At 67.7% G+C, this 14713-nt stretch carries 14 protein-coding genes; 12 read left to right on the plus strand and 2 right to left on the minus strand.

Annotated elements, in window-relative coordinates:
* Positions 1-12 precede the first annotated feature (12 nt).
* Positions 13-1191: an acyl-CoA dehydrogenase family protein gene (locus tag ACN675_RS01375; RefSeq protein WP_420749198.1), complete on the minus strand. Its 1179-nt coding sequence runs from the start codon at positions 1189-1191 to the stop codon at positions 13-15.
* A gap of 158 nt (positions 1192-1349) precedes the next feature.
* Between ACN675_RS01375 and ACN675_RS01380 the strand changes: the two genes are divergently transcribed.
* The 12 genes from ACN675_RS01380 to ACN675_RS01435 all read left to right on the plus strand — a co-directional run bounded on the left by ACN675_RS01380 (position 1350) and on the right by ACN675_RS01435 (position 13148).
* Positions 1350-1535 carry a ferredoxin gene (locus tag ACN675_RS01380; RefSeq protein ID WP_420749199.1) on the plus strand — a complete coding sequence of 62 codons (186 nt, stop codon included), beginning with the start codon at positions 1350-1352 and terminating at the stop codon, positions 1533-1535.
* Positions 1536-1698: 163 nt separating this feature from the next.
* Entirely contained in the window at positions 1699-2634 is a 936-nt protein-coding gene (locus tag ACN675_RS01385) for a 3-oxoacyl-ACP reductase (RefSeq protein ID WP_420749200.1), read from the plus strand.
* A gap of 472 nt (positions 2635-3106) precedes the next feature.
* Positions 3107-3871, plus strand: coding sequence for an MlaE family ABC transporter permease (locus ACN675_RS01390; RefSeq protein WP_068155309.1), 765 nt, complete (start codon positions 3107-3109; stop codon positions 3869-3871).
* A gap of 20 nt (positions 3872-3891) precedes the next feature.
* Positions 3892-4740, plus strand: coding sequence for an MlaE family ABC transporter permease (locus tag ACN675_RS01395; RefSeq protein WP_420749201.1), 849 nt, complete (start codon positions 3892-3894; stop codon positions 4738-4740).
* A 9-nt stretch (positions 4741-4749) separates the two neighbouring features.
* Positions 4750-5928 carry an MCE family protein gene (locus ACN675_RS01400; protein ID WP_420749202.1) on the plus strand — a complete coding sequence of 393 codons (1179 nt, stop codon included), beginning with the start codon at positions 4750-4752 and terminating at the stop codon, positions 5926-5928.
* A 2-nt stretch (positions 5929-5930) separates the two neighbouring features.
* Complete coding sequence (locus ACN675_RS01405) at positions 5931-6953, plus strand: MCE family protein (RefSeq protein ID WP_420749203.1); 1023 nt, start codon at positions 5931-5933, stop codon at positions 6951-6953.
* Positions 6950-8008: an MCE family protein gene (locus ACN675_RS01410; protein ID WP_420749204.1), complete on the plus strand. Its 1059-nt coding sequence runs from the start codon at positions 6950-6952 to the stop codon at positions 8006-8008. Before ACN675_RS01405 ends, ACN675_RS01410 begins: the two co-directional genes overlap by 4 nt.
* Positions 8005-9330 (plus strand): MCE family protein, encoded by a 1326-nt coding sequence (locus ACN675_RS01415; RefSeq protein ID WP_420749205.1) that lies wholly within the window; start codon positions 8005-8007, stop codon positions 9328-9330. The genes ACN675_RS01410 and ACN675_RS01415 overlap by 4 nt, the downstream gene beginning before the upstream one ends.
* Complete coding sequence (locus ACN675_RS01420; RefSeq protein WP_420749206.1) at positions 9327-10565, plus strand: MCE family protein; 1239 nt, start codon at positions 9327-9329, stop codon at positions 10563-10565. Before ACN675_RS01415 ends, ACN675_RS01420 begins: the two co-directional genes overlap by 4 nt.
* Positions 10562-11977, plus strand: a complete 1416-nt coding sequence (locus ACN675_RS01425) for an MCE family protein (RefSeq protein ID WP_420749207.1) — start codon at positions 10562-10564, stop codon at positions 11975-11977. The genes ACN675_RS01420 and ACN675_RS01425 overlap by 4 nt, the downstream gene beginning before the upstream one ends.
* On the plus strand, positions 11977-12501 hold the full coding sequence (locus ACN675_RS01430) for a hypothetical protein (protein ID WP_420749208.1): 525 nt from the start codon (positions 11977-11979) through the stop codon (positions 12499-12501). The genes ACN675_RS01425 and ACN675_RS01430 overlap by 1 nt, the downstream gene beginning before the upstream one ends.
* Complete coding sequence (locus ACN675_RS01435; RefSeq protein ID WP_420749209.1) at positions 12498-13148, plus strand: twin-arginine translocation pathway signal; 651 nt, start codon at positions 12498-12500, stop codon at positions 13146-13148. Before ACN675_RS01430 ends, ACN675_RS01435 begins: the two co-directional genes overlap by 4 nt.
* 42 nt (positions 13149-13190) lie before the next feature.
* Here ACN675_RS01435 and ACN675_RS01440 read toward each other — a convergent pair whose 3' ends face one another.
* Positions 13191-14678, minus strand: a complete 1488-nt coding sequence (locus ACN675_RS01440; protein ID WP_420749210.1) for an alpha,alpha-trehalose-phosphate synthase (UDP-forming) — start codon at positions 14676-14678, stop codon at positions 13191-13193.
* Positions 14679-14713 lie beyond the last annotated feature (35 nt).

Raw genomic sequence — 14713 nt, forward strand, 5'->3', positions numbered from 1 at the left:
GCGGCTCGGCGGTCAGCGCTTGGCGGGTGGCTGGCCGAGGGCGGTCATGGCGATGATGTCGCGCTGCACCTCGTTGGTGCCGCCGCCGAACGTCAGGATGAGCGAGCTGCGGTGCATGCGTTCGATGCGTCCGCGCAGGAGCACACCGGGGGTGTTCTGCCGCAGGGTCGCCGCGGGGCCCAGGACCTCCATGAGCAGCCGGTAGGCCTCGGTCGCGAACTCCGTGCCGAAGACCTTGTTCGCGGATGCGGGTGCCGGGCCCAGGGGCGCGGCGCTGGACGCGATCTCCCAGTTCATGAGCTTGAGGTATTCGGCCTTCGCGTGCACCCGGGCGAGGTTGATCTGCACCCATTCCTGGTCGATGACGCGCCGGCCGTCGGGCAGCGTGGTGTTCTGCGCCCACGCCCGGACCTCCTGCAGCGCGGTGAGGATCGGTCCGGCCGAGGTGAGCGCCACGCGTTCGTGGTTGAGCTGGTTGGTGACCAGCGCCCAGCCGCCGTTCTCCTCACCGACGAGGGCCGACGCCGGGACCCGCACGTCCTGGTAGTAGGTGGCGCTGGTGTCCGGTCCGGCCATGGTGTGCACCGGGGTGTACGAGAATCCCTCCGCCGTGGTGGGCACGATGAGGACGCTGATCCCCTTGTGCTTCTTGGCATTCGGATCGGTGCGGCACGCGAGCCACACGTAGTCGGCGTAGGCGATGAGGCTGGTCCACATCTTCTGCCCGTTGATGACCCATTCGTCGCCGTCGCGCACGGCGGTGGTGCGCAGTGACGCGAGGTCGGTGCCGGCGCCCGGCTCGGAATAGCCGATCGAGAAGTGCAGTTCACCCGCGGAGATCTTCGGCAGGAAGAACGCCTTCTGCTCGGGGGTGCCGTAGTGCATGATCGTCGGCGCCACCGAGTTGATGGTGAGGAACGGGACCGGAGCGCCCGCGACCGCGGCCTCGTCGGTGAAGATCAACTGGTCCATGGCGGAACGGTTCTGGCCGCCGTACTCCTCGGGCCAGCCGAGGGTGAGCCAGCCGTCCTTGCCCATCTGCTGCACCACTTCGCGGTACACGTTTCCGGCGCCGTACTCGCCGGTCGTCGCCGAGAGCGCCTCACGACGCTCCGGCGTCATCAGCTCGGCGAAGTACGCGCGCAACTCCTCGCGCAGCTTCTGCTGCTGCGGGGTATAGGTGATGTCCAACGAACCGCTCCAATCGTCGCCACGGGGACGGGTCCGACAATGTTTCCGAATCATTGCACAGAACTGGAACGCGTTCTAGCCTTACCGGACAGGCTCCGTTCGGGGTGCCGCCGACGGTGTCCGACAGGTTCGGTGCGAATGGGAAGCGAGGGTTCGGGATGGATATCAAGGTCGACTTCGACCGCTGCGAGGCGAACGGCGTGTGTGTGGGAATCGCGCCGGATCTGTTCGATCTGAACGACGACGACGAACTCACCGTCGTGCACCCGGTGCCGGAGGGTCGCGAGGCGGACGCGCGCGAGGCGATCGCCCAGTGCCCGCGCGCGGCGCTCACGGAGGTCTGACGCTCTGCTCTTGCCAGGAATGAGAACGCGTTCTACATTCCGACGGTCCCCGGTTTCATTCGCCGGAGCGTCGGGCCCCGAGTGCGCCTGACATGGCGGCCGGAGGGCCGGTTACGAAGAGGTGGGCCGTCAGGGTCCGCCGCGGTCGCAAGGAGTGCGGTTCATGAGTGTTGACGGCAGCGCCGGTCCCGAGAACGTCACCGACCCCCGTGGGGCAGACCTGACCGGCAAGGTCGCCGTGGTGACCGGCGCCGGTGCGGGACTGGGTCGTGCCGAGGCGGTGGCGCTCGCGCAGGCCGGCGCGACGGTGATCGTCAACGACCTCGCCGAGACCGACGAGGTCCAGGACACGCTCGAGCAGATCCGCGCGATCGGCGGCGACGTCGCGTTCGTGCCGGGCAGCGTCGCCGAACGCGCCACGGCCGACGCGCTCGTCTCCACCGCGCAGGATCGGTTCGGCAGCCTCGACATCGTCGTCAACAACGCGGGCATCGTGCGGGACCGCATGCTGCCCAACATGTCCGACGAGGAATGGGACGCCGTGATCGCGGTGCACCTGCGCGGACATTTCCTGCTGTGCCGGAACGCGGCCGCCTACTGGCGTGCCAAGTCGAAGGAAGCCGGGGCGCCCGTCTACGCCCGCATCGTCAACACCGCATCCGAGGCGGGCCTGCTCGGTCCCGAGGGGCAGGCCAACTACGGTGCCGCCAAGGCCGGCATCATCTCGCTCACCCTGTCCGCGGCCCGGGGACTGTCCCGGTACGGCGTGCGTGCCAACGCGATCTGCCCGCGTGGCCGGACCGCCATGACCGAGTCGGTGTTCGGCGCGGCGCCGAACGCCGAGGTCGATCCGCTGTCGCCCGAGCACGTCGGAACGCTCGTGTCGTACCTGGCTTCGCCGGCCGCGGACCGGGTCAACGGTCAGGTCTTCGTCGTCTACGGGCCGATGGTCGCGTTGATGGCGGCACCCGTCGTCGAGCAGCGTTTCGACGCCGACGTCCGATGGACCCCGGAGACGCTCGCGCAGGAACTCGGGAGCTACTTCGAGGACCGCGACCCGGCCCGCATGTTCTCGGCTGCCGAACTCCTCAAGCTCTGACGCCGGTGTGCCTTTTCGGCGCCTGGGGCGCCGGAAAGGCACACCCAACCGTTGCTGCTACTCCAGGTGACAGGCACCGTCGTTCTCGGTTAATATTCCGCAGTCCGCCGTCGGGGCCGGATAGGGTCGAGGTTCGACGATTCCGTGCCGTGAACTCGGCTCCAGCACCTCGGTTTTCCTTTGAAACTTGTTCCAGTTTCGGATCCTGCACCGCGGGCGTCCCCGGGTGCGATCGCATCGGTTGCCGGTTCCGGGCGGCCGCCGACCAGAGTTGTGAAGCTCCACGTAAACCCACTTATCCGGCCGGGGTTCCACTCCCGGCTTCACGAAATCCGCCATCGGTGTACGGCGTCCTCCGCGTCTCCGGTGCGCATCTTTGACAGTGTGAACACGTTCTAGTTAGTATGACGCGGGTCACAATGCGGCCCGCGTCGGTCCGTGGCCGACCCAACCAACGAACGGAGGGGAGACGTTGGTAGACCTCCTCGAGGTCCCGTTGCGCGCTGTCGGCGGTCTCTTCGCCATGACCGGGGAAACCGCCCGCGCTGCATTCTCCCGGCCGTTCCAACGGCGCGAATTCATCGACCAGGCGTGGTTCGTAGCACGGGTGTCGCTTCTGCCGACCGTCCTTGTGGCAGTGCCGTTCACGGTCCTGGTCAGCTTCACCCTCAACATCCTGCTGCGGGAAATCGGTGCCGCCGACCTCAGCGGTGCGGGTGCCGCGCTCGGCGCCGTCACCCAGGTCGGGCCGATGGTCACCGTCCTCATCGTCGCCGGTGCCGGCGCGACCGCGATCTGCGCGGACCTCGCCGCCCGGACCATCCGCGAGGAGATCGACGCGATGCGGGTGCTCGGCATCAACCCGATCCATCGCCTCGTCGTGCCGCGTGTGCTCGCCTCCACGGTGGTGGCGTTGCTGCTCAACGGCCTCGTGTGCTCGATCGGCATCCTCGGCGGTTTCGCGTTCTCGGTGTTCCTGCAGGACGTGAACCCCGGCGCCTTCGTCAACGGCATCACGCTGCTCACCGGCTTCGGCGAGCTGATGATCTCCCAGGTCAAGGCGGGTCTGTTCGGCATGATCGCCGGACTCGTCGCGTCCTATCTCGGACTCAACGTCAAGGGCGGTGCCAAGAGCGTCGGCGACGCCGTCAACCAGACGGTCGTGTTCGCCTTCATGGCACTGTTCGTCGTCAATCTCCTCGTCACGGCCGTCGGCATCAAGCTGACGGCCGGATGAGCGGCTCGGTGGTGGTGTAGATGGCAGTGATTACCGGGCGCTTCCCCCGCATGCGCCGACGTGTCCGTGCCGCGTCGAACTCGATCGACGGCATCGGCGAACAGGCACTGTTCTTCGGCCGCGCACTCGGCTCCGCGCCGCGCGCGCTGATGCACTATCCGAAGGAAACGGTCCGGCTCGTCGCCGAGATCAGCATGGGTACCGGCGCGCTCGCCGTCATCGGCGGCACGGTCGTGATCGTCGGCTTCCTGACCCTGTTCACCGGCGGCATCATCGCGGTGCAGGGCTTCAGCTCCCTCGGCAACATCGGTGTCGAGGCGCTCACCGGCTTCTTCGCGGCGTTCATCAACGTGCGCATCGCCGCCCCGACCATCGCGGGCATCGGCCTCGCCGCGACCATCGGGGCCGGTTCCACCGCCCAGCTCGGCGCGATGCGGGTCTCCGAGGAGATCGACGCGCTCGAGGTGATGGCGATCCCGTCCGTCCCGTACCTGGTGAGCACGCGGGTGATGGCCGGGATGATCGCGATCGTCCCGCTGTACTCGCTCGCGGTGATCGCCTCGTTCATCGCCAGCCGCTTCGCGACGGTCGTGCTCTACGGCCAGTCCGCCGGCGTGTACGACCACTACTTCCAGACGTTCCTCATCCCCACCGACATCCTGTGGTCGTTCGTTCAGGCGATCGTCATGGCCATCGCGGTGATGCTCATCCACACCTACTACGGCTTCAACGCCAGCGGCGGGCCGGTCGGGGTCGGTGTCGCCGTCGGCAACGCCGTGCGCGCGTCCCTCATCGCCGTCGTCACCGTCACCCTCCTCATCTCGCTCGCGGTCTACGGGATGTCCGGCAACTTCAACCTGTCGGGATAGGCGGCATTCATGGACAGCCCATCGTGGAAGAAGAAACTCGCCGCCCTCGGGATGGTCGGCGGGCTCGCCGTGCTCGTCGTCGCGGCGCTGACGCAGTTCGTCGGCGGCTTCACCGCCACCGTCCCGGTGACCGTGACCTCCGCCCGTTCCGGCCTGGTGATGGAACCCGACGCCAAGGTCAAGTTGCGCGGCGTCGAGGTCGGCCGGGTTTCGTCGATCGAGCACACCCCGGACGGTGCGGTGCTGCAGCTGGCGATGAATCCCGGTCAATTGCACCTGATTCCGTCGAACGCCCAGGTGACCATCGAATCGACGACCGTGTTCGGGGCGAAGTTCGTCAACCTGGTCGTCCCGGACGATGCGTCGCCGGTGCCGATGCAGGAAGGGGCGGTCATCGCCGCCGAGAACGTCACCGTCGAGTTCAACACCGTCTTCGAGCACCTCAACGACGTGCTCGCGCAGGTGCAGCCGGAGAAGCTCAACGCCACGCTCGGTGCGATCTCGGAAGGCCTGCGTGGTCGCGGTGACGATCTCGGTGCCGCACTCGCGGAGGTCGACGACTACCTCGTGACGATGAATCCGTCTCTGCCGCAACTGCAGTACGATCTCCAGGCCGCCGCGGACGTGACCGGTGTCTACGCCGACACCGCACCCGACCTGATGGCCACCGTCGGCAACGCCACCGACGTCGGCAACACCGTCGTCGACGAACAGTCCAACCTCGACCTGCTGCTGATGAACGTCATCGGTCTCGCGACCACCGGCCGGGACGTCCTCGGCGAGAACGAGGCCCAGCTGACCACGTCGCTGGACCTGCTGACCCACACGACCACCCTCCTCGGGGAGTACTCGCCCGAGCTGACGTGCTTCATCGTCGGACTCAACGACGCGCGGATCGCGTTCGAGCCGATGGCCGGCACCGGCAAGTACGCGTCGCTGATGCTGAGCACCAGCTTCATGGGCGGTGCCACCATCTACAACCAGGAACAGGACCTCCCCGTCGTCGGGGCGAGCGGTGGTCCCAACTGCTACGGCCTGCCGAACTTCGACCCCGTTCGCGACGGACACGCACAGTTCGCGGTCGCGAACACCGGTGAAGTGCCCTACAAGCCCTCCACCGAGGCGTGGGTCCGAACCCCGACGATCTTCCAGTACCTGTACGGCGACGACCTTGCGGCAGGGCAGTGACCATGAGACCGACCACCATCAAGTTCACGGCCTTCGCCGTCGCGATGATCCTGATCTTCGCGGGCCTCGCCGTGGTGTTCAGCCAGGCCAGGTTCTCCGGCAGCGAGGGATACCGCGCGACGTTCACCGACGTGTCCGGGCTGAAGCCCGGCGACAAGGTGCGCATCGCGGGTGTCCCCGTGGGGTCGGTCGGCAAGGTCGACATCGGTGACGGCAACATCGCCGAGGTCGACTTCGACGTCGACTCGAAATACACGCTGCTGCAGAGCACCCGCGCGACCGTCCGCTACGAGAACCTCGTCGGCGACCGCTACCTGGAGTTGCTCGAAGGTCCGGGCAGCAGCGGCGAGAAGCTGCAGCCGGGCGAGACCATCCCGCTCGACCGGACCGCGCCGGCGCTCGATCTGGATCTGCTGCTCGGCGGATTCAAGCCGCTGCTGAAGGGACTGGATTCGCAGCAGGTCAACGACCTGTCCGGCGCGTTGCTGCAGATCTTCCAGGGGCAGGGCGGCACGCTGGTGTCGCTGCTCGGCAACACCAACTCGTTCACCAACTCGCTCGCCGACCGCGACCAGCTCATCGGCGACGTCATCGACAACCTCAACACCGTGCTGGGCACGATCGACGAACGCGACCAGCAGTTCGGCGACACCATCGACCGCCTGCACACCCTCGTCGGCGGCCTCGCCGAGGACCGTGACCCCATCGGGGCGGCGATCCCGCAGTTGTCCGCGGGCACCGCGGATCTCGCGTCGCTGCTGCAGAACACGCGGCCCGACCTGCAGTCGGTGATCGCCGAGACCAACCGCACGATGACGCAGCTCGAGCTCGGTGAGGACGACATCAATCGCACCCTCGAACGGTTGCCGACGGACTACAAGAAGCTCATCCGTGTCGGTGTGTACGGAAACTTCTTCCAGTTCTTCCTGTGCGCCAACACGTTCAAGTTCTCCGGACCGGACGGGACGACGATCCGTTACACGTCGGCGGAGCAGACGACCGGAAGGTGTGCAAAGGTCGAATGAGCCCTACTCGTGAACGCAATCCAGTCCAGGTCGGTGTCATCGGCCTCGGTGTGTGTGCCGCGATCGTGCTCGCGGGCCTGCAGTACGACCAGCTCCCGTTCATCTCGGGAGGCCTGAACTACTCGGCGCACTTCACCGACGCGGGTGGCCTCGTGCCGGGCGACGACGTCAGCCTCGCCGGTGTCGACGTCGGTACCGTCACTGGCGTCGAACTCGACGGACAGCAGGTGCTGGTGACCTTCACGGTCCGCGACGGAATCGCCCTCGGCGAGGCCACCGGCGCCGACATCAAGACCAACACGGTCCTCGGCCGCAAGTCCCTGGCGGTGCGTCCGGCCGGCGACGGCGTCCTGCGGCCCGGCACGACGATCCCCGTCGAGCGCACCAACGCGCCGTACTCGCTGCCCGATGCGCTCGGGGACCTCACCACGAGCGTGTCCGAACTCGACACCGACGGCATCAACGAATCGCTCGACGCCCTGTCGCTTGCACTGCAGGACACCCCGCCCGAGATCAGCGGGGCGCTCGAGGGCATGCGGCGGCTGTCCGAATCCATCAACGCGCGCGACGAATCGCTGCAGGACCTTCTCGGCCGCGCCGAGAACGTCACCGGCATCCTCGCCGAACGCAGCGACCGCATCAACGAACTGATCCTCGACGCCAACGATCTGTTCGGCGAACTGAGCCTGCGTCGCGACGCCATCACCGAGCTCATCGCGAACGTCTCGGCGGTGTCGCGGCAGCTGACCGGTCTGGTCCAGGACAACCAGGCACAGATGGCGCCGACGCTCGAGACGCTGAACGCGGTCACCGCGAATCTGCAGGCGAACAAGGACAACATCGCCGAAGCGCTCGACGGACTCGGCCCCTACATCAGTTCCCTCGGCGAATCCGTCGCCAGCGGACCGTTCTTCAACGCGTACGTCTCGAACATCCTGCCCGCACCGTGGTGGAAGGCGGTCGTCGACGGGATCGTCGCGCCCGAACTCCTGCAGGAGGACCTGGAGGACGTGATTCCGGACAACCCGCCGTCGATCAAGAAGGATGGCGAATGAGCGACACGACCATCGAGAACGGGAAGAAGCCGGGCCGGCCGAAGTGGCTGGTGCCCGCGGTCGCCGCCGCGGTCGCCGCGGCCCTGATCGCCGGTGTCGCCGCGTTCGTGCTGCCGGGCTGGGGCAAGCGCACGATTCACGCCGAATTCGTGTCCACCACAGGGCTGTACGAAGGCGACGACGTTCGGGTCCTCGGCGTGCCGGTCGGGCGCATCACCTCCATCGAACCGGGCGCCGACATGTCCCGGGTCACGATGCAGGTCGACGACTCGGTCGACGTCCCCGCCGACGCCCAGGCCGTGATCATCGCGCAGAGCCTCGTCTCGGCACGGTTCATTCAGCTCACCCCCGTGTACTCCGGTGGGGAGACGATCGCCGACGAGGCCACGATTCCGTTGTCGCGCACGGCCTCTCCCGTCGAGTGGGACGAGATCAAGACCGAACTGATGCGGTTGACCGAGGCACTCGGGCCGGAGGATCTCGACCCGCAGGGCTCGCTCGGCCGGTTCATCGACACCGCCGCCGAGAATCTGGAGGGCAACGGCACCACCGTGCGCGAGGCGCTGCGGGAGCTGTCGGAGACGATGCGGACCCTGTCCGACGGCCGCACCGACCTGTTCTCCACCGTCCGCAACCTGCAGGCATTCGTCTCCGTGCTGTCCAAGAGCGACGAGCAGATCGTGCAGTTCGGCGGCCGCCTCGCATCCGTGTCCGACGTACTCGCCGCGAGCTCCGACCAGCTCGGAACCTCGCTCACCGACCTGAACATCGCGGTCGGCGACGTGCAGCGGTTCGTCCAGGACAACCGTGACGGACTCACCGAATCCGTCGAGCGCCTCGCCGACGCCACCGAGGTCCTCGCCCGCAAACGGCCCGAGATCGAACGGGTCCTGCACTCCGGTCCGACGGCGCTGTCGAACTTCTACAACATCTACAAGCCGGCCCAGGGTTCGCTCACGGGTGCCCTCTCGATCAGCAACGGCCGCAACCCGATCGAATGGATGTGCGGGTCGGTGGGTGCGGCGGCCAACGCGACCTCGGAGCGCAGCGAGGAACTGTGCCGACAGCAACTCGGGCCCGTGCTCGCATCGCTGTCGAGCAACTACCTGCCGTACCTGATCAACCCGATCGCCGGCGTGCAGGCGTTCCCGGACCAGCTCCACTACACCGAATCGTGGCTCGAAGAGGCCACGGCCGGACGCGGCATCGCCCCCGAGGAAGCGCCCGCACCGAGCCCGGTCGACGGACTGCTGTCCGGACTGCCGAGCATCGAGGTGCCCGGCGACCTGGGCTCGCTGCTGCAGCCGGGAGGAGGCCGATGACCACGCGCACCGGGCGGCTCACAGCCGTATCTTCGAGGCGGCTCGCCGCCGTCACCACCCTGATGATCGCCGCGATGACCCTGTCGGCCTGCGAATGGAACGGGCTGAACTCGGTCCCGATGCCGGGTACCGCCGGTCGCGGGGACGGCGCGTATCAGGTGCAGATCGAGATGCCGAACGTCACGACCCTGTCCCAGAACTCGCCGGTGCGTGTCGACGACGTCACCGTCGGGAGCATCGCGAACATCGAGGTCGTGGACTGGCATGCGCTGGTGACGGTAGCCCTCGACGGGGACGTCGAACTGCCCGCGAACGCCACCGCCCGCATCGGGCAGACCAGCCTGCTCGGATCGCAGCACCTGGAACTGGCCGAGCCGACCGACGAGCCGCCGCAGGGCCGGCTCGAGGACGGCGACGTCATCCCGCTCGAACGCGCCGGTGCCTACCCGACGACCGAGCAGACGCTGTCGTCGCTGTCGGTGGTGCTCAACGGCGGCGGACTCGCCCAGATCAACGACATCACCACCGAACTGAACGCCGCGCTCGTCGGACGTGAGGATTCGCTCCGCGACCTGATGCCGCGGCTCGACGAGCTCGTCGGCACCCTCGACCGGCAGCGCACCGACATCATCTCCGCGATGGAGGGCATGGACCGGTTGGCGTCGACGGTCAACGACCAGACCGACACCCTCGAACGCGCCCTCGACGAATTGCCGGCGGCGATCGAGGTGCTCTCCGATCAGCGCGGGAATCTGACCGCGGCGCTGACTTCGCTCGGTGAGTTGAGTTCCGTTGCAAGCAGGCTCGTCGAGAACGCCGGGGAAGACCTGGACACGAACCTGCAGGCGCTGACCCCGACCCTGCGGGCACTCGCGGATTCGGGCAACTCGCTCACCCAGGTGCTCGGTGTGCTGCTCACCTATCCGTTCCCGCAGGCCGGTATCAACAACATCATCCGAGGCGACTACGCGAACCTCGCCATGACCATCGACCTGACCCTGGATCGTCTCGACCTGAACTTCCTGACCGGAACCCCGCTCGCCGGCCGGCTCGCCGGTCCCGAAGGCATCCTGGGGCAGGACGCCGGACTCGCGGGGCAGGCCGCCGACCCGTTCCTGGCCCCGCTGCAGCCGCCGGCTCCGCGGACCGGGCCCGGCCCGGCGACCGTGACCGTGCCGGGGCTCGGCGAGTTCACGATCCCCGAACTGCCGCAGCTGGGGGTGCCCGCGCCATGATGCTCTCGAAGTTCGTCCGCATCCAGTTGGTGATCTTCGCGATCCTCACGGTGATCGGATTGGTCGTCATGTCGGCGCAGTACGTCCGGCTGCCGCAGCTTCTCGGGGTCGGCCGCTACACGGTCACCGCGGAACTGCCGTCGACCGGTGGCCTGTACCGGCATTCGAACGTCAGCTATCGGGGAACGAATGTCGGTGTGGTCGAGTCCGTTTCGCTCACCCCTACCGGGGTCGAGGCCGAGATGTCGATCGACAGCGACTACAAGATCCCGGCCGACGTCGACGTCACGGTGCGCAGCGTGTCGGCGGTCGGCGAGCAGTACATCGACCTGGTTCCGCACGAGAATGCGTCGGACGACGCGCATCTCGCGGACGGTGACGTGATCCCCGTCGATCGAGCGAGCGTGCCGCAGGAGGTCGGGGCACTGCTCGACCAGGCGGACGTGCTGCTCGCGAGCATCAGCGACACGCGCCTGCAGACCGTCGTGGACGAGGCGTTCAACGCGTTCAACGGATCCGGACCCGACCTGCAGCGGCTGATCGACTCGACCCGGCTGTTCGTGCAGGAGGCCAACGCCAACAGCGCTCCCACGAAGCAACTGCTCGACGAACTCGGCCCGCTGCTCGACACCCAGGTCGTCAGCAGCGACGCGATCCGTTCCTGGACGCGGGACATGGTGACCTTCACCGACCGGCTCCGCGTCAGCGACCCGGATCTGCGGGCGCTGCTCGATAAGGGCCCCGGCGCGGCCGTCGAAGCCGAACAACTGCTGCAGGACCTCAAACCCACACTGCCGCTGCTGCTCGCGAACCTCGTCAGTGTCGGTGAGGTCGGCGTCGTCTACAACGCCGGCATCGAACAGATCCTGGTGCTGTACCCGCCGATGACCACGGCCCTGATCACCGCGGCCGGCAGCGGACCGGCCGAGGACGGCGCGGTCGTCGACTTCCACCTCCAGTTGCACGATCCGCCGCCGTGCCTGGCCGGATTCCTTCCGGCGGACCAGTGGCGCAGTCCCGCCGACGAGTCCCTGATCGACTCGCCCGGTGACCTGTTCTGCAAACTGCCGCAATCGGATCCGAACACGGTGCGCGGTGCCCGCAACGTTCCCTGCATGGAGTTCCCGGGCCGTCGTGCTCCGACACCGGAAATGTGCCGGACCGGCTACCAGCCCGAGTACACCGACAACCCGTGGACCGGCCCGCCGACGCCGGTGGCATCCGCGAACGACGTCCCCCAGCCCGCGTCGTACTCCGAAGGTTCGGGCGCTGCCGCACCGGCGGGTGTGACCGCGCGCCGAATCGATCCGGCAACCGGCACGTACATTGGTCCGGACGGCACGGTCTACCGCCACACGGACACGGGGGCAGACACGAGTTTGGAGGCGTACATGAAGGCACAGCAGGGCTGATGACGGACGAGAACACGACATCCGAAGGCACGTCGGCGGGCCGAACTTGGACCCGGCCCGTCTCGATCGGCGCGGCAGTCCTGATCGTCGCCCTGATCGCGACCGGGGTCTGGCTGCTGATCGACCGGCAGTCGAGCAACGAGCGCGACGAACGACGCCAGGCGTACCTGCAGGCCGCGCGGCAGACGGTGCTGAACCTGACCACGATCCACAGCGACACCGCCGACGCCGACGTCCAGCGACTGCTCGAGGGCGCCACCGGCGATTTCAAGGCCGAATTCGAAGGCCGCGAAGGCCCGTTCGTGGAGGTCGTGCAGAAGGCCGGAGTCGACACCAACGGGGAAGTGATCGAGGCGGGCATCCAGACCGAGGACGGCGCGTGCACGTCGTCGCTGGTCGCTTCGCGCATGATGGTGTCCAACGCCGGCCAGCCCGAACCCTCGCCGCGTGACTTCCGGTTGCGCGTCACGATCTGCGACGAGGGCGGACGGCTGTTGGCATCGAAGGTGGAGTTCGTACCGTGAGCGACGAGAACCGGACCGACCAGAACGGGACCGACGAGATCAGGACTGACAAGAACGGGGGCAGCGACGAGGCCGTCGTCCTCGAGAAGAGCAGGGAGACCACCTCCGGCAGTGACACGGCGGAGGCGACCTCCGGCGGTGATGCCGTGGCTCCCACCGGAAAGAAGGGGGCGCCGCGGGGGCTGGCCGCTGCACTCGTGGCCGTCGCCGTCGTGCTGGCCGCGGTCGTCGGCTGGCTGGCCTACGGCAAGATCCAGGACAACGCCGCCGAGGCGGCACGCACCGACGCGGTGAAGGCCGCCGAGGAGCAGGCCGTCGCCGTGCTCGCGTACAGCTACGACAAGGTCGACGAGCAGGTCGCGGCCGCCGCGGAGGGGCTGACCGGCGACTTCCGCGAGGAATATCTGAACCTGATGAACAACGTGATCGTCCCGGGCGCCAAGGAGAAGTCGATCAGCGTTCAGGCCGTCGTGCAGTCGTCGTCGATCGTCTCGGCCGAGGCCGACCACGCCGTGGCGATGTTGTTCGTCAACACGATCAGTACCAACTCGGAGTTCCCGGAGGCCGTCAGCAGCGCCAGCCGGGTCCGGGTCGAGCTGGAGAACGAGGACGGTCGCTGGCTGGTGAGCCGGCTGGGGCCGATCTGATCGAGGCACGTGCCGTCGAACCGCCGGAGGCGGGCGGCCGGGTCACACCGGTTCGCCGGCCTCCGCGGGGGCGATCAATGCGGGACCTGCCGCGCCGCCGTGCGCGAGCGCGTCGAGGAACGCGCGGGCCCAGCGGTCCACGTCGTGCGTGAGGACCTGCCGCCGCAGTGCCCGCATGTGCCGCCGTCCGTCCTCGCGGGACTGTGACAGCGCGGCCTCCATCTGGTCCTTCACGTTCTCCAGATCGTGCGGGTTGCACAGGAAAGCCTGTCGCAATTCTGCTGCGGCGCCGGTGAATTCGCTCAGAACCAGGGCGCCGCCGAGGTCGCTGCGGCAGGCCACGTACTCCTTCGCGACGAGGTTCATCCCGTCGCGCAGGGGAGTCACGAGCATCACGTCGGCGGCGACGAAGAACGCGATGAGCTCGTCGCGGGGGACCGGGCGGTGGATGTAGTGCACCACCGGCCGGCCGACCTCGGCGTACTCGCCGTTGATGCGGCTGACCATCTTCTCGATCTCGCCGCGCATGTGGATGTAGGACTCGACCCGTTCCCGGCTCGGGGTCGCGAGCTGGACCATGACCGTCTCGGACGGGTCGACGCGACCCTCCGCGATCAGTTCGTGCAGCGCGTCGAGCCGGACGTCGATGCCCTTGGTGTAATCGAGCCGGTCGACGCCGAGCATGATGCGCTTCGGATTGCCGAGTTCCTTGCGGATCTGCTTGGCGCGGTCGCGAATCGACTTTCGGCGGGACTGTTCGTCGAGGTCACCGGACGCGATGGAGATCGGGAACGCGCCGACCCGGACGGTGCGGAACCCGACCTGGACGACACCGAGCTTCGACCGGACACCGACGTTGCCGCGGGAGGTCTGGTGCCCGGCCAGTCGCCGGGCGAGGTACAGGAAGTTCTGGGCTCCGCCGGGCAGGTGGAAGCCGATCAGATCGGCGCCGAGCAGTCCGTCGACGATCTCGGTGCGCCACGGCATCTGCATGAACAGCTCGACGGGCGGGAACGGAATGTGAAGGAAGAAGCCGATCGTCAGATCCGGGCGCAGCATCCGCAGCATCTTCGGTACGAGCTGGAGCTGGTAATCCTGGATCCAGACGGTCGCACCTTCCGCGGCAGCCTTCGCCGCCGCTTCCGCGAACCGGCGGTTGACCTCGACGTAGGCGTTCCACCATTCGCGGTGGTATTCGGGACGGACGATGACGTCGTGGTACAGCGGCCACAACGTGGCGTTCGAGAAACCCTCGTAGTAGTCGGCGATCTCCTGGGCGCTGAGGGGAACAGGGTGCATCACCAGGTCGTCGTCGACGATCGGATCCAGGTCGGCATCGGCGACACCGGCCCAGCCGACCCACGCACCGCGGTGGGTGCGCAGGATCGGCTCGAGCGCGGTGACGAGTCCGCCGGGGCTGCGCTTCCATCGGGTCGTGCCGTCCGGAAGGCGTTCGAGGTCGACGGGCAGCCGATTGGCGACCACAACGAAGTCGGATTCGGTGAGGGTCGGCGAATCGGCTGCGGGCACGGGGCGTCCTCTTCTCTGGCTGAGCGGCTGTCGGA

This window comes from Rhodococcus sp. O3 (genome assembly GCF_048897285.1).
Lineage (GTDB): Bacteria > Actinomycetota > Actinomycetes > Mycobacteriales > Mycobacteriaceae > Rhodococcus.